Genomic DNA, 21773 nt, shown 5'->3' on the forward strand with positions numbered 1-21773 from the left:
TACTGCAGCGCTGACGGACATCCGCATTCGACGAAGTACGAACGAGGCCGGTTCCCAGTAGATCCACGCCATGCGTGGATGATTTTCGTCAACGCAGCACGGGCGCATCCATCCACGGGAACGGCTTGAAGCCGCGCACCTGCAAGCGCGCGCCGATCGCTTCAAAATCATCCTTGATCGCCTGTGCCCGACGCCGATCCAGTGCCTCCCCCAGCACCAGCGGCAGCGCACGGCAACGCCCCAGCGCCTCGCCCACCGGCATGTCGAGCAGGTGCGCCACGCGCTGCGCGGCCGCCTTCAGCTGATCTGCCGAGCACGCCACCAGACGCAGGTCGAACGAAGCGAAGATGCCTGCCCCCACACCGGCGTCGCGTGCCGCAGTCTGCTCCAAGGCGGTCGCTTCACCGAGCGCCTCGTCGATGCCTTCCACCTGCTGGAACGCGTCGTACTCGTGGTAGTACGCCAGCGCCTGGGCGTACTCGGCCAGGGTGGAGAGGGGGCGCTGCCGCTTCTGCACGTCGAGCACATCCGCAAACGTCGCAGGTTCCAGAAACGTGCCCAGGCCCAGCGCGCGCGCTTCAGCCGGCACCTCACTGTCGTCGTCGAAGGCGGTGTCCTCGTCGGGTGGCAGCCAGAACCGCGCCTGCAGCAGGTCGCCGTCGGTGGCGTGCACCCAACCGAAGGAACCGTACACCTCATCATCATCGTTGCAGGCTGCGAAGGCATGCAGGGTCTGTTGCAGGTCCAGCAGTTCGATCACGCGTCGGTACTCAGGCAGGTAGTCGCAGCCGAGTTTACCGGCGCCGGGCGCAGCCCCAGCGCGATGACCACGCCGAGCGCGGCGAACAGCGCGGCGCCGTACTGGGCATTGACCATGCCCTGCAGGGCATCAGGACTGGTTGCCGCCTGCGTTCCGCGCACGGCGTTGGCCACCATCACCAATACCGCCAATCCCAACGCGCCGCCGATCTGCTGTGCGGTGGCGGCCATGCCGGACGCGACACCCTGCTGCGGACCCGGCACACCCTGCCCGGCCACGATCCACATCGCCGTCCAGCTCATGCCCTGGCCGATGCTGAGCACCACGATGCCCGGCAGCAGCGGCCAGTAACCGGCGCCATGCGGCATCGCCAGCGCCACCGCAGCGATGCCGATGGCGCCGGCGGCGAAGCCCCAGGCCAGCACCTGCCGCGGCGAGCGGCGGTGCAGCATGCGTTCGGCGATGCGGATGCCGAAGGTGCATACCAGCGTCGGCAGCAGGAAGGCCATGCCGGCCTGCAGCGGGCTCCAGCCATAGCCATCCTGGAAGTACAGCGCCAGGAAGTAGTACTGCACGCCATAGCTGCTCATGAACGCGAAGGTCAGACCGAGTGCGGCGCGCAAACCCGGCAGTCGCAGCAGCGCGAACTGCATCAGCGGGTCACGGCTGCGCTTTTCGATCTGCACGAACACTGTCAGCAGCACGGCTGACAGCAGCAGGCAGATGAGCGTGGCCGGTGCGGTCCAGCCCCACTCCGGCCCCTGCACCAGGGTGGTGACCAGCAGGCTGCCGCCGGCGGTGACGGTCAGGCAACCTGCCAGATCGAAGGAGCGGCCGCGCACGCGCGGGCCATCGACCGGCAGCCATGCACCGGCGGCAACCGCACAGGCCGTGGCCAGCGGCACGATCACCGCCAGCACCGCCGGCCAACCGAAGGCCTGGGTCAGCACGCCGCCCAGCAGCGTGCCCAGCGCCAGACCCGCCGCGCTGGCCATGCTCCAGATTGCCAGCGCGCGGTTGCGCACCGGGCCTTCCGCATACAGGGTATTGATCAGGGCCAGGGTGGCCGGGAACAGCAACGCGGCACCGATGCCCTGCGCCGCACGCGCCACGATCAGCAGCGTGGCATTGGGTGCCAGCGCGCCCAGCAGCGAGGCCAGCGCGAACAGCAACATACCCAGCCGGTAGAAGCGGCGGCGGCCCAGCAGATCGGCCGCGCGCCCACCCAGCAGCAGGCTGCCGCCAAAAGCCACGGTGTAGGCGCTGACCACCCACTGCAGCTGCTGCGCGTTGATCTGCAGTGCGCGGCCCATGTCATGCAGGGCGACGAAGATGATGGTGGCGTCCAGGGCAATGATCAGCTGCGCGGTGGCCAGCAGGGTCAGCGCCCAGCGCGGGTATTTCAGGGGAGGCATACGGCGCCCGGTTCGGAGGGGGGACGGCAGTCTCATTGATGCGATCGAATCAATAAACCCCCTGGTGACCATATCTGTCATGATTTTCAGCATGAATGGATCATCGATGGACCTCAATGCAGTACGCATGCTGGTACAGGTGGCCGAAGCGCGCAGCTTCACCGTGGCCGCTGGTCAGCTCGGCCTGAGCCAGTCCGGGCTGTCACGCGCGATCGGCCGGCTGGAAGCCTCGCTGGGGGTGAAGCTGCTGCAGCGGAATACGCGCAATGTCGCGCTGACTCCGGATGGCCAGCAATTCGTCGAGCAGGTGGGACCGTTGTTGTGCGGGATGGAAGACGCAGAGCGACTGCTGGCCGACCGCCCCTGCACGCCTTCGGGTGTGCTGAAGATCAGCGCGCCGTCGATGTTCGGCCGCAAGGTGCTGGTGCCATTGCTCGGGCCATTGCTGCAACGGCATCCGCAACTGCAGGTCGAAGCGGTGCTGAGCGACCGCCTGGTGGATCTGGTGGAGGAAGGCTTCGATGCCGCCCTGCGCACCGGCACCATCGCCGACCAGCGCATGGTCGCGCGGCCACTGAAGCCACTGCGCTGGGTGACCGTGGCCAGCCCAGCCTACCTGGCCGCGCAGGGGGAGCCTGCCGACGTAGCAGCATTGCAGGACCACGCCTGCCTGGCGGTGCGCAACCTGCGCAGTGGTCGCCAGGTCGACTGGCAGTTCCTGCAGGACGGGCAACTGCGCGAGATCACGCCACCGACGCGGATGGTGTTCGACAGCGGCGATCCGCTGGTGGAAGCGGCCATCGCCGGTATCGGCATCGTGCAGGTGATGGATTTCGCAGTGGCCGACGCGTTGGCCGATGGCCGCCTGCAGCGCGTGCTGCAGCCGTATGAAGGCCGCAGCCGCGCCCTGTCGCTGATCTACCCGCCGTCGCGCCAGCACTCACCAAAGCTGCAGGTATTGGCCGAGGCGTTGTTGGCCGGGGATTGGTAGATCCACGCCATGCGTGGATACCAACCCAGTAGATCCACGCCATGCGTGGATGATTCAACGCGAGAGCAGCCAGGCATGGCCTGGCGCTACCGGTAAGGCGTTGCCGGCCAGCGACCGGCACCACCTGCGATCAGGCGAAGCTATCGGTGGCGCGCACCAGCGCGTCGACGTTCTCGGCCTCGAACGCGGAATGACCCGAGGCCGGGGTGATTTCCAGCTTCGCCTTCGGCCACACCTTGGTCAGGTCCCAGGCGTTGGCCAGCGGGCAGACCACGTCGTAACGGCCGTGCACGATCACGCCCGGAATGTCGGCGATGCGGTGCGCGTCGCGCAGCAGCTGGTCTTCCACTTCGAAGAAACCGCCGTTGACGAAGTAGTGGTTCTCGATGCGGGCAAACGCCAGCGCGAAATGCGGGTCTTCATGGCTGTTGATGAAGTCGTCGTCCACGTGCAGGAAGCTGGTCGCACCTTCCCACACCGCCCAGGCCTTGGCTGCTTCCAGACGGGTGGTTTCGTCCTCGCTGGTCAGGCGGCGATGGAAAGCCGAGATCAGGTCATGACGCTCCACCGACGGGATCGGCTTCAGGTAATGCTCCCACGCATCCGGGAACAGGCGGTTGGCGCCTTCCTGGTAGAACCATTCCAGTTCCCAGCGGCGCAGCATGAAGATGCCGCGCAGCACCAGTTCGGTCACGCGCTGCGGATGGGTTTCGGCATAGGCCAGCGCCAGGGTCGAGCCCCAGCTGCCACCAAATACCTGCCAGCGATCGACCTTCAGGTGCTCGCGCAGCTTCTCGATGTCGGCAACGAGGTCCCAGGTGGTGTTGTCCACCAGATCCGCGTGCGGGGTGGAACGACCCGCGCCGCGCTGGTCGAACAGGATGATGCGGTACTTGGCCGGGTCGTGGAACTGACGCATCTTGTCGCTGCAACCGCCGCCCGGGCCACCATGCAGCATCACCACCGGCTTGCCGTCCGGGTTGCCGCACTGTTCGAAGTACAGCGTGTGGCGGTCGTCGACCTTCAGGGTGCCGACGTCGTAAGGGGTGATGGCGGGGTACAGCGTACGCATGCTTGCAGCTCCGTGATGGTGCCCTGCCCTTGGCAGGAGAACCCCCATTCTAGGCCGGTCGCCGGCCCAGGGTGACCCGGTCGCGCTGCTCGAGATCCTGCACGGTCTGCACGTCGCTGTAGCCGGCCTGCTCGAACAGTGCGCGGATGGCATCGCCCTGGTCCCAGCCGTGCTCGATCAGCAGCCAGCCACCGGGCTGCAGACGCGCCTGGCCGCCGTCGATGATGCGGCGGATGTCATCCAGGCCGTCCACACCGGACGCCAGCGCGGAGGCCGGTTCGAAGCGCAGGTCACCCTGTTCCAGGTGCGGATCGTCGCTGGCGATGTACGGCGGGTTGCTGGCAATCAGGTCGAAACGCGCGCCCTGCAGCGGCGCATACCAGTCGTCGCCCCCTTCGGCGAAGCGCACGTTGCGCAGTTCATGACGGGCGGCATTGCGTGCGGCCACGGCCAGCGCGCCCGGGCTGGCATCGGTGGCCAGCACCTGCGCCTGCGGCCGCTCGCTGGCCAGCGCCAGCGCGATCGCACCACTGCCGGTGCCGAGATCGGCCAACTGCAGGTCGCGATCCGGCGGCAGGCGGTCCAGCGCCAGTTCCACCAGCAGTTCGGTCTCCGGGCGCGGAATCAGGGTGGCCGGGTCGACCTCCAGGTCCAGGGTCCAGAAACCACGACGGCCGGTCAGGTAGGCCACCGGCTCGCCCGCGAGGCGACGGTCCAGCAAGGCCTCGAAGGCGGCCTGCTCGGCGGCCGGCAATGGATCGGTGGCGTGCGCGAACAACCAGCTGCGCGGTCGCTCCAGCACATGCAGCAGCAGCAATTCCGCCTCGTGGCGTGCCTCGGCCCCGGGCAGGCGGGCGCTGGCGTCTGCCACGACCTGGCGCAGGGAGGGTTCGATTTGGGAAGACATTACCCAATTGTAGAGCCGAGCCCACGCTCGGCTGCCCGGGAAACAGCCGAGCGTGGGCTCGGCTCTACAAAAGCTGAAATCCGTTCAGGTTGCGGCAAACGGAATAAGGAGGAACTATCAGCCCCGTTCAGCGGCCCGGGAAGATTTTCCTTGTCATACAGTCAGTTGCAGGATGGACGCGGTGAGATTCAGTGCCCGCTCATCGCTTTTTGATAGTTTTTATCTATCAAATACATGCAATCAATTCATTGTCCTTATCGAAATGAAACCAGTAACCTAGGTCCTGTCGATTCACCCACTCCCCTTCACCCAGAGGAAAAACGATGTCCCTGATCAACACCCAGATCCAGCCGTTCGAAGCCAACGCTTACCTGAATGGCGAGTTCATCAAGGTCTCCGACAGCACCCTGAAGGGCCAGTGGTCGGTCCTGATCTTCATGCCGGCAGCCTTCACCTTCAACTGCCCGACCGAGATCGAAGACGCCGCTGACCATTACGCCGAGTTCAAGAAGGCTGGCGCGGAGGTCTACATCGTCACCACCGATACCCACTTCTCGCACAAGGTCTGGCACGAAACCTCGCCGGCCGTCGGCAAGGCCCAGTTCCCGCTGGTCGGCGATCCGACCCACCAGCTGACCAACGCCTTCGGCGTGCACATTCCGGAAGAAGGCCTGGCCCTGCGCGGCACCTTCATCATCAACCCGGAAGGCGTGATCAAGACCCTGGAGATCCACTCCAACGAGATCGCCCGTGACGTCTCCGAGACCCTGCGCAAGCTGAAGGCTGCCCAGTTCACCGCCGCCAACCCGAACCAGGTGTGCCCGGCCAAGTGGAAGGAAGGCGAAAAGACCCTGACCCCGTCGCTGGACCTGGTCGGCAAGATCTAAAGCAGTACCGGCCTGCCGCAGCCCCACGCTGCGGCGCGCCCTTCATCCCCGTGCCGGTCCCCCCGCCGGCGTGGGGGTGAACCCAAGACAGCCGAGCCCGCAAGCCACCGCTCGCCAGCCCCTTCCACAGCTGTCTCCAGCTGCCTTTGCTGCCTTGGGTTCACCCCTACCCCCTGCTGGTCCGCTACCTTCTACAGCGGTGCCACGCCCCCGTTTGCCTGAAACCAGGAGATGACCCGATGTTGGACGCCAACCTGCAGTCGCAGCTGAAGACCTATCTGGAGCGCGTGACCCGCCCGATCCAGATCACCGCGCATGCCGACGATGGCGCCAAGTCGCAGGAGATGCTGGAACTGCTGCAGACCCTGGAAAGCCTGTCGGACAAGATCTCGCTGCAGGTGCTGCGCGATGGCCAGGGCCGCGTGCCGTCCTTCGACCTGGGCACGCCGGGCCAGGACATCCACCTGACCTTCGCTGGCCTGCCGATGGGCCACGAGTTCACCTCGCTGGTGCTGGCCCTGCTGCAGGTCGGCGGCCACCCGTCCAAGGCTACTGCCGAGCTGATCGAGCAGGTGCAGAACCTGGAAGGTGATTACAGGTTCGAAACCTATTTCTCGCTGTCCTGCCAGAACTGCCCGGACGTGGTGCAGGCCCTGAACCTGGCTGCGGTGCTCAACCCGCGCATCCAGCACGTGGCCATCGACGGCGCCCTGTTCCAGGACGAAGTCGAGAAGCGCGAGATCATGTCGGTGCCGACCGTGTACCTCAACGGTGAAGTCTTCGACCAGGGCCGCATGACCCTCGAGCAGATCGTCGCCAAGCTGGACACCAATGCCAGCAAGCGCGATGCCGAGAAGATCGCCGCCAAGGACGCCTTCGACGTACTGGTGGTGGGCGGTGGCCCGGCGGGTGCCGCTGCGGCGATCTACGCTGCGCGCAAGGGCATCCGTACCGGCATCGCCGCCGAGCGTTTCGGTGGCCAGGTGCTGGACACCATGGCGATCGAGAACTTCATTTCGGTCAAGGAGACCGAAGGCCCGAAGCTGGCCACGGCGCTGGAACAGCACGTGCGCGAGTACGAGGTCGACATCATGGACCTGCAACGCGCCACTGCGTTGGTGCCTGCCGGTGAAGACGGCCTGGTGCAGGTGCAGCTGGAAAACGGTGCCGTGCTGAAGTCGCGCTCGGTGATTCTGTCCACCGGCGCACGCTGGCGGCAGATGAACGTGCCCGGCGAAGACCAGTACCGCAACAAGGGCGTGGCTTACTGCCCGCACTGCGACGGCCCGCTGTTCAAGGGCAAGCGCGTGGCGGTGATCGGCGGTGGCAATTCCGGCGTTGAAGCCGCCATCGATCTGGCCGGCATCGTGTCGCATGTGACCCTGCTGGAATTCGATTCCAGCCTGCGTGCCGACGAAGTACTGCAGAAGAAGCTGCGCAGCCTGGCCAACGTCACCGTGCTGACCAGCGCGCAGACCACCGAAGTGCTGGGCGACGGCAGCCGCGTCACCGGCCTGGTCTACAAGGATCGTGTCGGCGGCGATTCCCATCGCGTCGAACTGGAAGGCATCTTCGTGCAGATCGGCCTGCTGCCGAACACCGAATGGCTGAAGGACACCGTGGCCCTGTCGCCGCGTGGCGAGATCGTCATCGATGACCGCGGGCAGACCAATCTGCCGGGTGTGTTCGCCGCGGGTGATTGCACGACGGTACCCTACAAGCAGATCATCATCGCGATGGGCGCCGGTTCGACCGCCGCACTGAGCGCCTTCGATCACCTGATCCGCTCCTCCGTTCCCAAGAGCAGCGGTGCGGTGGCCGAAGCGGCCTGATCCAACGTTCCCGGGCCATCGGGAGCACCCTCAGCCTGCAGGGTAAGCCATGCCGGTCCATTACCCCGAGAGGTCTAAGGATGAACCTGCGTGACCTGAAATACCTGGTGGCCCTGGCCGATCACAAGCACTTCGGCCGGGCCGCCGCCTCCTGCTTCGTCAGCCAGCCCACGCTGTCGACGCAGATCCGCAAGCTGGAAGAGGAACTGGGCCTGCCGCTGGTGGAACGCGCGCCGCGCAAGGTGATGCTGACCCCTGCCGGCCAGGAAGCGGCCGCGCGGGCGCGGGTGATCGTGGCCGAAGTGGAGCAGTTGAAGGAAGCGGCGCGACGCAGTCGTGATCCGGAAGCGGGGACCGTGCGCCTGGGGATCTTCCCGACCCTGGGCCCGTACCTGTTGCCGCACGTGATTCCGCGCATCCGCACCCGCTTCCCCGAGCTGGAACTGCTGCTGGTGGAAGAAAAGAGCGATGTGCTGCTGGAGCGCCTGCGCGAGGGCAAACTCGATGCCGCGCTGTTGGCGCTGCCGGTGATCGACGACCAGCTGCATGCCGAGTTCCTGTTCGAGGAACCGTTCCTGCTGGCCGTGTCCGGTCGCCATCCGCTGGCCACGCGCGAGCATCTGGACGTACAGGAGCTGGCCACGCAGAAGCTGCTGCTGCTGGAAGACGGCCACTGCCTGCGTGACCAGGCGCTGGAAGTCTGTCGCCTGTTCGGCGCCAATGAAAAATCCGAATTCCGCGCCACCAGCCTGGAAACGCTGCGACAGATGGTCGCCGCCGACGTGGGCATCACCCTGCTGCCCAGCCTGTCGGTACAGCCGCCGGTGCCGCGTTCGAACAACATCCGTCTGATCGACTTCGTCGGCGAGGGCCGTCCCAGCCGTCGCATCGCCATGATCTGGCGCCGCAGCTCGGCGATGAACGAGTTCCTGATGGAGCTGGCCGAACAATTCAAGCGCCTGCCCGATGCGCTGTTCACGCTGGAAGCGTTGGCCCCGGCAAACGGCGATGCTGCCACCCCGCCCACGCCGGTGCTGAACGGCTGAGACACCGCAGCCGGGTCTCGAAACCGCCGGGAGTCGATTCCGGCCGCATTTGTCCCCACAATACAGTCAGGCGGCGCCAGCAGGTGCCGCCTTTTGCATGGCTTTCAACCAAGGAGCGTCACCATGAATACCGCCAGCGGCCTGCCGCCGTCGATCACCGTTACCACCCTCGACATGGACCGCCTGGACGCCATGCTCGAATCCCCGGCACACAGCCAGACGCCGGCTGCGCGCGCGCTTGCCGACGAACTCAACCGGGCGACCGTGTTGCCGCCAGACCAGATTCCCGAAGGCATCGTCATGATGCATTCGCGCGTGGAGTGCGAAGATGAAGTGTCGGGCGAGAAACATGTCCTGACCCTGGTCTTCCCCCGCGAAGCCAATGTCGATGAAGGCAAGGTGTCCGTGCTGGCCCCCGTCGGCAGCGCCCTGCTTGGCCTGGCCGTTGGCCAGAGCATCGACTGGACCGCCCCGGGCGGCCGCAAGCTGCGGCTGCGCGTGAGCGCGGTCCACAACGACCGTCCCTGACCTGCGCTGCGTACCGCGCGCGATCAGTTTCCCTGCTATCCCCGCACCAGGAGCCGTAATGAGTACCCCGTCCAAACTGTCCCAGCTGCGCGAACTGTCCGTGGTCGTTGCCGATACCGGTGACTACGAGGCGATCAAGCGCCTGCAGCCGGTGGACTGCACCACCAATCCGACCCTGGTGAAGAAGGCATTGGACCTGCCGGTCTATGCAGAACTGATCGAACGCGAACTGGCCTGGGGCCGCGAGCAGAGCGGTGACCGCGAGACCGTGGTGCACGCCGTGGCCGACCGACTGACCATCGGCGTCGGCGCGCTGCTGAGCACGCTGGTACCGGGCCGCGTGTCCACCGAAGTGGATGCCGACCAGGCCCATGACACCGCCGCGACCGTAGCCAAGGCCCGCCAGTTCATCCAGATGTACGCCGATGCCGGCGTGCCGCGCGAGAAGATTCTGATCAAGATCGCTGCGACCTGGGAAGGCGTGGAAGCTGCGCGCGTGCTGCAGGCCGAAGGCATCGACTGCAACCTGACCCTGATCTTCAACCCGACCCAGGCACTGGCCTGCAGCGAGGCCGGCGCGTTCCTGATCTCGCCGTTCGTCGGCCGCATCCTGGATTGGTACGTGGCCAACGGCCAGACCCCGGCCACCATCGACGAAGACCCGGGCGTGGTGTTCGTGCGTGGCGTGTATGCCGAATTCAAGCGTCGCGGTTCGCCGACGGTGGTGATGGGCGCGTCGTTCCGTTCGACCGCGCAGATCGAAGCGCTGGCCGGCTGCGACCGCCTGACCATTTCGCCGGACCTGCTGGAGAAGCTGGACGCCGACCACGGCGCGCTGCCGCGCAAGCTGGTGGCCGGGGCGGCCGACGGCGTGACCGTCACCCCGATCGATGCGGCGAAGTTCGCGGCGGATCTGGCGGCCGACCCGATGGCGACCGAGAAGCTGGCTACGGGTATTGATGCGTTTGCCAAGGATCTGGAAGCGCTGCGCGAGCGCATTCGTTCGGAACTGTGATTCCGGCCAACGGCTGAGCCCCTCGTGGCGGGCTGCTCGGTTCGGTAGAGTCGACTGTTAGTCGACTTGTGTCGCGCTGGGTCGGGCGGGTTGGATTCGCGGGGGACGCCGTGAATCCGTCCCTGGAGGCTTGGCCGCGGCATCCATGCCGCGGACACCCCCGCGAACCCAACCCGCCCGCCCTCTGACAGTTTCCGGTGGCCACCCGCCACGGAAGAAAGAAAGAAGAGCAAAAGCGGGTCGCGCGCTACGCGTGCTCACAAACAAAAAGGACGCGGCGAATGCCGCGTCCTTTTTGTTTTCTTTCAGGTCGTCAGTAACCAATGCTCTTACCCACCGTCACCGGGAAACTGTCGAAGGTGGGACGGGGGCGGCTGGCAGGACCGTTGGCGCCATGGATGGCGCCATCGAGCCCCCATGGACGGGTTTACGGCGTGTCCTGCCAGCCGCCCCCGTCCCGCCAAACCATCAGCAACCCAGAGCCGCTTTGGATGTTGATGTTGACGTTGCCCGCCGCAGGCGGACCACCGCGCGTCAGCGCGGCCCCTCCACATCCAACCCGATCGGGCAGCTCACACCGGTGCCGCCGATGCCGCAGTAACCGTTCGGGTTCTTCGCCAGATACTGCTGGTGGTAGTCCTCGGCGTAGTAGTACGCCGGTGCCGGGTACACGATCTCGGTGGTGATCGGGCCGTAGCCGGCCGCGTCCAACTGCGCCTGGTAAGCCTCGCGGCTTGCCAGCGCCGCTGCGTACTGCGCTTCGTCAGTGGCGTGGATCGCCGAGCGGTACTGGGTGCCGGTGTCGTTGCCCTGGCGCATGCCCTGGGTCGGGTCGTGGCTCTCCCAGAACAGCTGCAGCAGCCGCTCCAGGCTCACCACCGCCGGGTCGAACACGACCTGCACCACTTCGGTATGGCCGGTCAGACCGGAGCAGACCTCTTCGTAAGTGGGGTTCGGGGTGATGCCGCCGGCATAGCCGACTGAGGTGCTGTACACGCCCGGCTCGCTCCAGAACTTGCGCTCGGCGCCCCAGAAACAGCCCAGCGCGAAGCGGATCTGCTGCAGCCCGGCGAACCGGTCCTTCAACGGATGGCTGTTCACGAAGTGCTGGTTGCTGTGCAGCGGCAGCGGCTGGTCGCGCCCCGGCAGCGCTTCTTCCAGGCGCGGCAAGCGCTGCTTGAAGGCCCCGATGCCGAGGATGCCCTGGCCAATTCCCAACATGATGCGCTCCTACGCCGGAAGTCCGGCAATGTCGTCGGCATCTGAAATGGGGTCGCCGGGGGCGTGGCCCAAGTCCAGCGCGGCCACGATGTCCTCCGCCTGCGGCCTCGCGGCGTCGGGGATACCGACACGCAGCACGCCAAACAGCGGTAACTCGCCCATGCCGCCCAACAGCGACTCGCCAAACACGAAGGCCGGGATACCGGCGTCTTCCAGCGCGTGCTTGACCAGGTGGGCGTCGAACAGATTGTCGGCCTTGTACACGATGTGCATGGGCGGCTCCTCGGGGCAGGAATCCAGCATACGCCCGGGGGCTGAATGCCGGCGGTGCGTCCTGCCGGCCAGCGGCCGGCACTACCCCCATCTGCGCGTCGATCCACGATCCGCCGGCCGGCCACCCCGGAAAGTAGGTGGTAGTGCCGGCCGCTGGCCGGCAACCCCCTGGCCCACCGGGCAACCCTTCCCGGTAAGCGTTAGACTGGCGATCTTTCTGCCTTACTTTCGCCGACTCATGTCAGAGCACACCCCCGCCAGCCCCGAGACCCCCGCCGACAGCCACGAGAAGCGCGATTTCATCCGCCAGATCGTGCGCGAGGACCTGGCCAGCGGAAAGCACCAGGCGATCAAGACCCGCTTCCCGCCGGAACCGAACGGCTATCTGCACATCGGTCACGCCAAGTCGATCTGCCTGAACTTCGGCATCGCCGGTGAGTTCAGCGGTGTCTGCAACCTGCGCTTCGACGACACCAACCCGGCCAAGGAAGACCCGGAGTACGTGGCCGCGATCCAGGACGACGTGCGCTGGCTGGGCTTTGAATGGAACGAGCTGCGCCACGCGTCGGACTACTTCCAGACCTATTACCTGGCCGCCGAGAAGCTGATCGAACAGGGCAAGGCCTATGTATGCGACCTGTCGGCCGAGGAAGTGCGTGCCTACCGCGGCACCCTGACCGAACCGGGCCGTCCGTCGCCGTGGCGCGACCGCAGTGTCGAGGAGAATCTCGACCTGTTCCGCCGCATGCGTGCCGGTGAGTTCCCGGACGGCGCGCGCACCGTGCGTGCCAAGATCGACATGGCCAGTGGCAACATCAACCTGCGCGATCCGGCGCTGTACCGCATCAAGCATGTCGAGCACCAGAACACCGGCAACGCGTGGCCGATCTACCCGATGTACGACTTCGCGCATGCACTGGGCGATTCGATCGAGGGCATCACCCACTCGCTGTGCACGCTGGAGTTCGAAGACCACCGCCCGCTGTACGACTGGTGCGTGGACAACGTCGATTTCGCCCATGACGATGCGCTGACCCAGCCGCTGGTCGATGCGGGCCTGCCGCGCGAAGCGGCCAAGCCGCGCCAGATCGAGTTCTCGCGCTTGAACATCAACTACACGGTGATGAGCAAGCGCAAGCTGATGGCACTGGTCACCGAACAGCTGGTGGATGGCTGGGAAGATCCGCGCATGCCGACCCTGCAGGGCCTGCGTCGTCGCGGCTACACCCCGGCCGCGATGCGCCTGTTCGCCGAGCGCGTGGGCATCAGCAAGCAGAATTCGATGATCGACTTCAGCGTGCTGGAAGGCGCGCTGCGCGAAGACCTGGACAGCGCCGCAGCGCGCCGCATGGCCGTGGTCGACCCGGTCAAGCTGGTGCTGACCAACCTGGCCGAAGGCCACGAAGAGCAGCTGACCTTCAGCAACCACCCGAAGGACGAAAGCTTCGGCAGCCGCCAGGTACCGTTCGCACGCGAAGTGTGGATCGACCGCGAGGACTTCGCCGAAGTACCGCCGAAGGGCTGGAAGCGCCTGGTCCCGGGTGGCGAAGTGCGCCTGCGCGGCGCCGGCATCATCCGCTGCGATGAAGTGATCAAGGACGCCGACGGCACCATCACCGAGCTGCGCGGCTGGCTGGATCCGGAATCGCGCCCGGGCATGGAAGGCGCCAACCGCAAGGTGAAGGGCACCATCCACTGGGTCAGCGCCGTGCACGGCGTGCCGGCGGAAATCCGCCTGTACGACCGCCTGTTCTCGGTGCCGAACCCGGACGACGAATCGGAAGGCAAGACCTACCGCGACTACCTCAATCCGGAATCGCGCCGCACCGTCATCGGCTATGTCGAGCCGGCCGCGGCCAGCGCCGCTCCGGAACAGTCGTTCCAGTTCGAACGTACCGGCTACTTCGTTGCCGATCGCCGCGACCACACCGAAGCCAAGCCGGTGTTCAACCGCAGCGTGACCCTGCGCGACACCTGGTCGGCCTGAGGTCCTGCGCGGGCGCCGCAAAGGCGCCCGCGTCATCCGGCAACGGCCTCATCCTCCGCTGAAGCCCACCTGGCCGCCTCCTCGTAACGGCCAGTCCTGCGGCGCGACCGCAGGCATGTGACGCCATCACGCAGGCGCTGCCTGCATCATCATCCCCTACTTGCTCCTGTCAGGCCCTGCCATGTCCGCTGCCCCGAGTGCACTTCTGCCACTGCTGCAACAGGTCCTGCTGGGCCGCGACATCGCCTGCACCGTCGAGGGTGACGAACTGCTGCTCGACAGCGGCCTGTACCTGACGCCGCACGGCGTCGCCAGCAACGCGCGCGACAACGGCGGCTGGCAGACCTCCACCGTCATCGAGACCCGCCACGCTGGCCTGTTCGCCGATGGCCTGTTCGAGTACCAGCACGCCAACGGTGCGACCGAACAGGAATCGTTGTTGTCCGGCTTCGAGACATGGGTGCGGGTGGATCTGGCAACCCTGCAGGCCGCCGTCGGCGCCGAAGACGCACCGGATCTGCCGATGATGGGCCTGATCTATCCGGCCGGCGACGAAGGCGAAGAGCACGAGCGCACCGTGGTGCTGGGGCCACTGGCCCATTACCGCGCCAGCGAACTGGACGACGCTGCCGCGTGCAGCGAAGACGACCATGGTTCCTGCCCCTGCTGCCTGTTCACCAAAAGCATCGATGCCTTCGACGACCTGCTGAAGGCCCACCACTTCCTGGCCATCCGCCTGTTCGCATCGCGCGACGAGCAGGGCCAGTGCGAAGCCGACTGCCGGGTCAACGGCCATGACTTTGCCCCTGCACTGCCGTTGCTGCGCGCCTATGCCGCACGCTGGCCGCAAGCCGGGCTGGAGTTCCGCAAGCAGTACGTGGTGATCCGCACCGGCTCGCCCTCGCCGGCCTGAATCCAGCGCGCACGCCCGGTACATGCCACTGCCGCTACACTGCGCGCCGACATCTGTTGCACCTGTTCCTTTCACTCCCAACGAGGCACCCGCGATGCTGTACGCGCAAGTCCACCTGACCCTTCCCGCCTGGATCCACGACCAGATCGACCTGGATCGTCGATATCCGGGCGATGAGGCCAAGGTCGCGCTGGCGATCGAGCTGTCGCGGCTGAATGTCGACCACGCCAGTGGCGGCCCGTTCGGCGCCGTGGTGTTCGGCCCGGATGACAAGGTGATCGCCGCCGGCGTGAACCGGGTCATGCCACACTCGACCTCGTTGGCGCATGCCGAGAACATGGCCTACATGCTGGCCCAGCAGCGTCTGCAGACCCCGCGCCTGAACGCGGTGCTGTCGCCGGTCACCCTGGCCACCAGCTCGCAGCCGTGCTGCCAGTGCTATGGCGCCACCGTGTGGGCCGGCATCGACCGCCTGCTGATCGGTGCCAACTCGGCCGACGTCGAGGAACTGACCCCGTTCGACGAAGGCCCGCTGCCCGCCGACTGGGTGGGCGAGCTCAACAAGCGTGGCATCGAAGTGGTGCAGGGCCTGAACCGCGATGCGGCGCGCAGCGTGCTGCGTGCCTATGGGGAAAGTGATGGCGCCCGTTACTGAGTCCGGCATCGGCCTGCTGTGCCTGTGCAGGCAGGGCTTCGAGCCCGAGCTGGCCGGCGAACTGCAGTTCCGCGCAGGCGCCGCCGGTTTTGCCGGTTACGCCCGTACCCAGCGCAATGATGGCTACGTGCTCTTCATGTGCGACGAGGCCGCGGCGCTTGCACCGCGACTGCCGTGGCGCGAGCTGATCTTCGCCCGCCAGAAGCTGGTGGTGCTGGCCGAGCTGCCGCAGCTGGACCCGGCCGACCGCATCACCCCGATGCTGGAGGTGCTGGCCGATGCGCCGCGCTTCGGTGATCTGTGGGTGGAACATCCCGATTCGGACGCGGGCAAGCCGCTGTCCGGGCTCGCGCGTGCGTTCGGCAATGCGTTGCGCCCGGCGCTGCGCAAGGCCGGCAAGCTCAGCGACAAACCCAACGCACGCCTGCCGCGCCTGCACGTGGTGTTCGTCGATGGCACCCACGCCTTCGTCTGTGTGGCCGATCCGGCCGACAGCGCGCCGTGGGCCTTGGGCATTCCGCGCCTGAAGCTGCTGCCCGACGCACCTTCGCGCTCAGCGCTGAAGCTGGATGAGGCACTGCTGACTCTGCTTGCCCCTGAAGAACGCGAAGCGCTGGTTCGCCCGGGCATGCGCGCGGCCGACCTGGGCGCCGCACCGGGCGGCTGGACGTGGGTGCTGACCCGCCAGCACGTGCATGTGCTGAGCATCGACAATGGTCCGCTGCGCCAGCACGTGCTGGACACTGGACTGGTCGAGCACCTGCGCGCCGATGGCTTCCACTGGCATCCGGAACAACCGCTGGACTGGATGGTCTGCGACATGGTCGAGCAACCGCGTCGCGTTGCCGAGCGCATGGCCACCTGGTTCCGCGAGGGCTGGTGCAGGCACGCGATCTTCAACCTGAAGCTGCCGATGAAGAAGCGCTGGGACGAGACCCGCCTGTGCCTGGACCTGTTCCAGGACCAGGCCGGCAAGCCGCTGGTGGTCCGTGCCAAGCAGCTGTATCACGATCGGGAAGAAATCACGGTGCTGGCCTCGCCGCTGCGCTGAACCCATTGCATCCGCCGGGCATGGCCCGGCGCTACCGGGGAACGGAACCATGCGCTACCACTCGCTCACCCTGCTGATCACCTTGCTGGCTGCCGCACCGGCCATGGCCCAGCAACTGCCGCACACCCCGGCGCAGAGCCAGCCGCTGGGACCCACCGGCGGCGCGATCCGCCAGCAGCCGCTGGATGCGGGCCGGGTCAGCGGCAGCGTCGGGATTGCACGGCCGGCCGGCGAGGCACAGGTGACGGTGCGTTCGCTGGAGCCCAGCAGCGTGGTTGGCCAGTACCGCATCCACTTCGCTGCGCTGGATGTGAACGGCGATGGCTTCATCAGCCGCGAGGAAGCACAGGCGAATCCGGCGCTGGCCGATGAGTTCAATTCGCTGGACCGCAAGCATCGCGGCAAGCTGGATCGTGCCGACCTGGCCGGTTGGCTGGTTGATTGAGGCCGTTGCGGTAACCCTATCCACGCATGGCGTGGATCTACCGACAGCGTTAGCGCCGGGCCATGCCCGGCGGAATCCATGAACCGCGCTGCGCGCTCGCCGGGCATGGCCCGGCGCTACCGGTGAATGATCCGGGACACGCGCGCCAACCTTGGTTGGCACCCAGCGGTCACACCCCTGCGGCGCGCTTCCAGAACGCCTGCACCAGCGGCGGCCACTTGCCCACACAACCCAGCGCGCGGCCACGCGCCAGGGTCAGGTGCATCTCATCGTTGGAGAACAGCCGGTTGATCGCTTCGAAGCTGTAGGCGGCGATCTGGTTGTCGCTGCGACGCTCACGCGCCCAGCGTTGCAGGCGCTGCGGCGACAGGCGTGGCTGCCCGCGGCGCTCTGCCGACGGTGCCAGCCAGTGCTGCAGGGCAGCGACGTCGCGCAGGCCGAGGTTGACCCCCTGCCCGGCCAGCGGGTGCACCACGTGAGCGGCATCGCCCAGCGCCAACACGCGACCGGCCACATAGTGGCGGGCCAACTGACGGCGCAGCGGGAACGCCGCGCGCGGCGAGGCCAGCCGCAGCGCGCCCAGGCGCGCGGCGAAAGCGCGGGTCAGTTCACGATTGAATGCGTCGTCGTCCAGCGCCAGTACCCGCGCCGCCTCGTCGTCGGGCAACGTCCAGACGATGGAACTGCGGCGCTCGGCCACCGGCAGCAGCGCCAGCGGACCGGTCGGCAGAAAGCGCTGCCAGGCGGTTGCCTGGTTGGGCAGCTCGCTGTCCACATAGGCGACCACACCGCGCTGCTGGTAGTCATGGCGCTCAACGTCGATCCCGGCCAGTCCGCGCAGGGTCGATTCCGCACCGTCGGCAGCAACTGCCAGTGCGGCTTCGATGCGACGGCCATCATCCAGGCGCAGGCGCACACCGTGCTCGTCCTGTTCAAGCGCTTCCACGCGCGCCGGGCAATGCAGCTCCACACCTGCGGCAGGCAGTGCCGCCCACAGGCGATCCTGCAGCAAGCCGTTCTCGACGATGAAGCCCAGCTGGCGACGGCCGAAGCGATCCGCGTCGAACAGCAGGTCCTCGCCTCCGGCCGCGTCCCACACCTGCATGCGCCGGTACGGCCAGGCGCGCGCCTGCGCGATCGTCGGCCATACACCGAGGCGCTCCAGCAACTGCACGTTGTCGGCGGCGAAGGCGAACACCCGCAGATCCGGCTGTGCAGCCTGCCACGGCGCCGGCTCACGGCCTTCCACCAGTGCCACGGCAAGACCCGCATTGGCCAGGGCCAGCGCACAGGCAGCACCGACCACACCGCCACCAACGATCACCACGTCCAGCCGTGCGCGCCGGTTCATGCGGCTTCTCCACGGCACAGGCGCGGCACATCGCCACGGAAGCCCATCGCGCCACCGACCAGCATCGACTGCACCGAAGCGCGCTGCGCAGCCACCAGGCCCAGGCTGCGCAGGGGGCGCAACAGCGGTGCCGGATTGCTGGTCAGCCGGGCCAGACCGCCGGAAAACGCGACCGTCTGCCGTCGATCTTCTTCGCGGCGGGCCACATAGGATCGCAGCAGTGCGTCGCTGCCAGCGTCGCCGTCCACTTCCAGCAGCTCGGCCAGCGTCAAGGCATCGCGCAGACCGAGGTTGAAACCCTGCGCACCCAGCGGGTGGATGGTCTGCGCGGCATTGCCAAGCAGCACCGTGCGCTCCCCCACCAGCGCGCGCGCCAGCACCTGGATCAACGGATAGGCGCCGCGCGGACCGGAGTCGAGCAGGCGACCCGCACGCCAGCCGATGGCCTGCTGCAGGCGTTGCAGCCATGCCGTATCGTCCAGCGCCATCACCGCGTCGGCCTGGTCACGGGCAACGCCATGCACGGTGCCGAAATGGCGGTCGCCACGTGGCAGCAACGCCGTCGGGCCGGTATCGGTAAATCGCTCCCAGGCGGTTCCATCGGGCGCGCGCTGGCTGCGCACGCGGGCGACGAACAGCGTCTGCTGGAAGTCGTGGCGATCAACATCGATGCCCAGCGCATCGCGCACGCCGCTGCTGGTGCCGTCGGCACCGACCACCAGCCGCGCCAGCAGCACGCGCTCGCCGCTGTCATCGGCCACCCGCACCTGGCGGTAACCGTCGACCACATCGCCCAGGCCAAGGAAACGCATCGGCCGGTAGCGGCGCAGGTGTGACAGCTCCTGCAGCCGGCTTTCCAGCGCCTGGCCGAAATCACGCGCGACCACCACCTGGCCGAACCACGGTCGGTCGTAATCCGCTGCATCGAGCTGCACACGGCCAAAATCACCGGCGCGGCTGACATGGATGCGGCGGATTGGACCGGGCGCCATCGACAGCTTCTGCATGACCCCCAGCGCAGTCAGCGCATTGATGGTGGCCGCAGCAAAACTGAGGTTGCGCTGATCGAACACCGCAGGCAGTTCGCCCGCCGGGCTGGCTTCGAGCAGGCCCACGTCGCGGCCCAGCCGATCCAGGGCGATGGCCAAGCTGGCCCCCACCAGACCGCCACCGACGATCAGCACGTCATGTCGTTCACTCATGAGCGCATGATACGCGCTCGCCGCGCCGGCATGCCCGACACGGCCCCGCCTGCGCCAAGCGCCGCACCGGGCTAGAATGAAACCTGAATCCGCTCCGGCCCCACCGCCATGTCCGACTCCGCACCCCGCGCCTTCGTCCTGTCAGTGCTCGTGCTGTTGCTGGCAGCGACCCGCGTCAATCACTTCGCGGCCATCCCGGACGCCTCCTGGGCGGTGTTCTTCATCGGCGGCTTCTACCTCGCCCGCTGGACCCGCTGGGCGTTCCCGCTGCTGATGGTGTTCGCGGTGCTGGTCGACTGGATCGTGATCCGCAGCAGCGGCCTCGATTTCTGGCAGCACTACTGCGTATCGCCGGGTTACTGGCTGCTGCTGCCGGCGTACTTCGCCATGTGGGCCGGTGGCATGCTGCTGGGCCGCAACTACCGCAGCGCGCAGTGGTCGACGCTGGGCAAGGGTGCGTTGCTGCTGGTGGCGTCGGTGGCGCTGTGCCATCTGCTCGCGCAGGGCGGTTTCTACTGGACCAGCCAGAACGTGGCCGAGCCGACGGTGGCCGGCTGGGCACAGAACTACGCGCAGTGGTTCGGTCCCTACCTGCGCACCACCGCGATCTACGTGGCTCTGGCCGCCGCACTGCAGCTGGCCGTGGAGCAGGTGCTCAAGCTCCTGCAAGCCCGCCGCGACATCCATCACTGAGCCACGTCATGGGTCATCGCCTCTCGCGCATCTACACCCGCACCGGCGACGACGGCAGCACCGGCCTGGGTGACGGCAGCCGGGTCGGCAAGGACGATCTGCGCGTTGCCTCCTATGGCACCGTCGACGAAGCCAATGCCACGCTCGGCCTGTTGCTGGCCGTGCCGCTGCCGGAGGACGTCCGTGCACTGCTCGTGCACCTGCAGCACCAGCTGTTCGATCTGGGCGCCGAGCTGTGCATTCCCGGTCATGCCGCGATCCACGCCGCCGATGTGTCTGCGCTGGAACAGCAGCTGGACCACTACAACGCTGACCTGCCGATGCTGAAGGAGTTCATCCTGCCGGCCGGTGGCGAGGCCTCCGCGCGTTGCCACCTGGCCCGTACCGTGGTTCGCCGCGCCGAGCGCGACACGGTGGCCCTGGCCCGGGTGGAACCGGTACGCAGCGAAGCGCTGCAGTACCTCAACCGGCTGTCGGACCTGCTGTTCGTGCTGGCCCGGGTGCTGGCACGGGCCGATGGCCACGGCGAAGCGCTGTGGCAGCCACAGCATCGCCAGCGCTGAGTCGCCATGCTGGTCTTCACCCACCCCGCCTGCCTGCTGCACGACCCGGGCCCCGGCCACCCTGAATGCCCGCAGCGCCTGCAGGTGGTGCTCGACGCACTGCATGAGGCCTTCCCCGGCCAACTGGAGTGGCGCGAAGCGCCGCCAGCCAAGTTCGGTGAACTGACCCGGGTCCACGACAGCGCGCTGCTGGATCTGGTGCTGCAACCGCAGACCGCACCGCTGCGCCAGCTGGACATGGACACCTGGACCTCGCCGGGTTCGGCCAGTGCCGCGGTGCATGCCGCCGGCGCAGGTGTCGCTGCCGTCGATGCGGTGATGCTGGGCGAGGATCCGCTGGCCTTCTGCGCGGTGCGCCCGCCCGGCCACCATGCCACCAGCAGCACCGCGATGGGCTTCTGCCTGCTCAACAACATCGCCATCGCCGCCGCCTATGCCCGCGACCGCCACGGTCTGGAGCGGATCGCGGTGGTCGACTTCGATGTCCACCATGGCAACGGCACCCAGGACATCTTCCAGCACGACGCCCGGGTGTCCTACTACAGCACCCACCAGGCCGGTCTGTTCCCCGAGTCCGGCCTGCGCCGTGACCGCGGTGCCGGCAACCTGATGAACATCCTGCTGCCACCGGGCAGTGGTGGCTTCCGCTTCCGCAATGTCTGGGCCGACGAGATGCTGCCGGCGATCGACGACTTCCGGCCCCAGCTGCTGCTGATCTCGGCAGGCTTCGATGCCCACCTGCGCGATCCGCAGGCCGACCTGATGCTGGAGACCGACGATTTCGCCTGGATCACCCGCGAACTGCACGCGCTGGCACGCCGCCATGCCGCCGGCCGGGTGGTGTCGATGCTGGAGGGTGGATACGACCTGCAGGCCTTGGCCGAGTGCAGCGTGGCCCACCTGCAGGCGCTGATCGCAGCCCCCTCCAGCAACGGGGTTGGATGAACCCGAACCGGCAATCCGGGG

At 67.1% G+C, this 21773-nt stretch carries 22 protein-coding genes; 14 read left to right on the plus strand and 8 right to left on the minus strand.

Going from position 1 to position 21773, the window contains the following annotated elements; all coding sequences use genetic code 11:
• Window positions 1-88: 88 nt before the first annotated feature.
• Window positions 89-760, minus strand: a complete 672-nt coding sequence (locus tag HUT07_RS15875; RefSeq protein WP_176021710.1) for a hypothetical protein — start codon at window positions 758-760, stop codon at window positions 89-91.
• Window positions 757-2175, minus strand: coding sequence for an MFS transporter (locus HUT07_RS15880; protein ID WP_176021711.1), 1419 nt, complete (start codon window positions 2173-2175; stop codon window positions 757-759). The genes HUT07_RS15875 and HUT07_RS15880 overlap by 4 nt, the downstream gene beginning before the upstream one ends.
• Window positions 2176-2281: 106 nt before the next feature.
• Here HUT07_RS15880 and HUT07_RS15885 point away from each other — a divergent pair, with 106 nt between their 5' ends.
• A complete protein-coding gene (locus HUT07_RS15885; protein ID WP_176022565.1) occupies window positions 2282-3166 on the plus strand; it encodes a LysR family transcriptional regulator in 885 nt (294 codons plus the stop codon).
• Window positions 3167-3296: 130 nt separating this feature from the next.
• Here HUT07_RS15885 and pip read toward each other — a convergent pair whose 3' ends face one another.
• Both pip and prmC read right to left on the minus strand, forming a co-directional pair.
• Window positions 3297-4238 carry a prolyl aminopeptidase gene (pip, locus tag HUT07_RS15890; protein ID WP_176021712.1) on the minus strand — a complete coding sequence of 314 codons (942 nt, stop codon included), beginning with the start codon at window positions 4236-4238 and terminating at the stop codon, window positions 3297-3299.
• 49 nt (window positions 4239-4287) lie between these two features.
• A complete protein-coding gene (prmC, locus tag HUT07_RS15895) occupies window positions 4288-5145 on the minus strand; it encodes a peptide chain release factor N(5)-glutamine methyltransferase (protein ID WP_176021713.1) in 858 nt (285 codons plus the stop codon).
• A 323-nt stretch (window positions 5146-5468) separates the two neighbouring features.
• Between prmC and ahpC the strand changes: the two genes are divergently transcribed.
• From ahpC to HUT07_RS15920, 5 genes are all read left to right on the plus strand, one after another.
• Complete coding sequence (gene ahpC / locus HUT07_RS15900) at window positions 5469-6032, plus strand: alkyl hydroperoxide reductase subunit C (RefSeq protein ID WP_004144811.1); 564 nt, start codon at window positions 5469-5471, stop codon at window positions 6030-6032.
• Between the two features lie 239 nt (window positions 6033-6271).
• Complete coding sequence (gene ahpF, locus HUT07_RS15905) at window positions 6272-7864, plus strand: alkyl hydroperoxide reductase subunit F (protein ID WP_176021714.1); 1593 nt, start codon at window positions 6272-6274, stop codon at window positions 7862-7864.
• A gap of 80 nt (window positions 7865-7944) precedes the next feature.
• Entirely contained in the window at window positions 7945-8910 is a 966-nt protein-coding gene (locus HUT07_RS15910) for a LysR substrate-binding domain-containing protein (protein WP_176021715.1), read from the plus strand.
• A 123-nt stretch (window positions 8911-9033) separates the two neighbouring features.
• Window positions 9034-9438 carry a nucleoside diphosphate kinase regulator gene (gene rnk, locus HUT07_RS15915; protein ID WP_176021716.1) on the plus strand — a complete coding sequence of 135 codons (405 nt, stop codon included), beginning with the start codon at window positions 9034-9036 and terminating at the stop codon, window positions 9436-9438.
• Between the two features lie 58 nt (window positions 9439-9496).
• Window positions 9497-10453, plus strand: a complete 957-nt coding sequence (locus HUT07_RS15920; protein WP_176021717.1) for a transaldolase — start codon at window positions 9497-9499, stop codon at window positions 10451-10453.
• Between the two features lie 534 nt (window positions 10454-10987).
• On the opposite strand, the gene msrA is transcribed toward HUT07_RS15920, so the two are convergent.
• Together msrA and HUT07_RS15930 are read right to left on the minus strand one after the other, a co-directional pair.
• Entirely contained in the window at window positions 10988-11653 is a 666-nt protein-coding gene (gene msrA, locus HUT07_RS15925; RefSeq protein ID WP_176022566.1) for a peptide-methionine (S)-S-oxide reductase MsrA, read from the minus strand.
• A 30-nt stretch (window positions 11654-11683) separates the two neighbouring features.
• Window positions 11684-11947, minus strand: coding sequence for a DUF2007 domain-containing protein (locus tag HUT07_RS15930; RefSeq protein ID WP_089238899.1), 264 nt, complete (start codon window positions 11945-11947; stop codon window positions 11684-11686).
• A gap of 238 nt (window positions 11948-12185) precedes the next feature.
• On the opposite strand from HUT07_RS15930, the gene HUT07_RS15935 reads away from it, so the two are divergent.
• From HUT07_RS15935 to HUT07_RS15955, 5 genes are all read left to right on the plus strand, one after another.
• On the plus strand, window positions 12186-13934 hold the full coding sequence (locus HUT07_RS15935; protein WP_176021718.1) for a glutamine--tRNA ligase/YqeY domain fusion protein: 1749 nt from the start codon (window positions 12186-12188) through the stop codon (window positions 13932-13934).
• Window positions 13935-14115: 181 nt separating this feature from the next.
• Window positions 14116-14847, plus strand: coding sequence for a DUF6348 family protein (locus HUT07_RS15940; protein WP_176021719.1), 732 nt, complete (start codon window positions 14116-14118; stop codon window positions 14845-14847).
• 94 nt (window positions 14848-14941) lie between these two features.
• Window positions 14942-15502, plus strand: coding sequence for a nucleoside deaminase (locus HUT07_RS15945; RefSeq protein WP_176021720.1), 561 nt, complete (start codon window positions 14942-14944; stop codon window positions 15500-15502).
• On the plus strand, window positions 15486-16553 hold the full coding sequence (gene rlmM, locus HUT07_RS15950) for a 23S rRNA (cytidine(2498)-2'-O)-methyltransferase RlmM (protein WP_176021721.1): 1068 nt from the start codon (window positions 15486-15488) through the stop codon (window positions 16551-16553). Before HUT07_RS15945 ends, rlmM begins: the two co-directional genes overlap by 17 nt.
• Window positions 16554-16602: 49 nt before the next feature.
• Window positions 16603-16998: an EF-hand domain-containing protein gene (locus HUT07_RS15955; RefSeq protein ID WP_176021722.1), complete on the plus strand. Its 396-nt coding sequence runs from the start codon at window positions 16603-16605 to the stop codon at window positions 16996-16998.
• Window positions 16999-17167: 169 nt separating this feature from the next.
• Here the strand turns inward: HUT07_RS15955 and HUT07_RS15960 are convergent, their stop codons facing one another.
• Window positions 17168-18349, minus strand: coding sequence for a UbiH/UbiF family hydroxylase (locus HUT07_RS15960; RefSeq protein ID WP_176021723.1), 1182 nt, complete (start codon window positions 18347-18349; stop codon window positions 17168-17170).
• On the minus strand, window positions 18346-19551 hold the full coding sequence (gene ubiH / locus HUT07_RS15965) for a 2-octaprenyl-6-methoxyphenyl hydroxylase (protein WP_176021724.1): 1206 nt from the start codon (window positions 19549-19551) through the stop codon (window positions 18346-18348). Before ubiH ends, HUT07_RS15960 begins: the two co-directional genes overlap by 4 nt.
• 108 nt (window positions 19552-19659) lie before the next feature.
• Here ubiH and HUT07_RS15970 point away from each other — a divergent pair, with 108 nt between their 5' ends.
• From HUT07_RS15970 to HUT07_RS15980, 3 genes are read left to right on the plus strand one after another with little or no spacing between them, the layout of a single operon-like run.
• On the plus strand, window positions 19660-20244 hold the full coding sequence (locus tag HUT07_RS15970) for a hypothetical protein (RefSeq protein WP_176021725.1): 585 nt from the start codon (window positions 19660-19662) through the stop codon (window positions 20242-20244).
• A gap of 8 nt (window positions 20245-20252) precedes the next feature.
• On the plus strand, window positions 20253-20807 hold the full coding sequence (locus HUT07_RS15975) for a cob(I)yrinic acid a,c-diamide adenosyltransferase (protein WP_176021726.1): 555 nt from the start codon (window positions 20253-20255) through the stop codon (window positions 20805-20807).
• 6 nt (window positions 20808-20813) lie between these two features.
• The gene (locus HUT07_RS15980) at window positions 20814-21752 is read left to right on the plus strand and encodes a histone deacetylase family protein (protein ID WP_176021727.1); all 939 of its coding nucleotides are present in this window, start codon (window positions 20814-20816) and stop codon (window positions 21750-21752) included.
• Window positions 21753-21773: the final 21 nt, after the last annotated feature.

Origin of the sequence: Stenotrophomonas sp. NA06056 (assembly GCF_013364355.1) — a bacterium.
Classification (GTDB): Bacteria; Pseudomonadota; Gammaproteobacteria; order Xanthomonadales; family Xanthomonadaceae; genus Stenotrophomonas.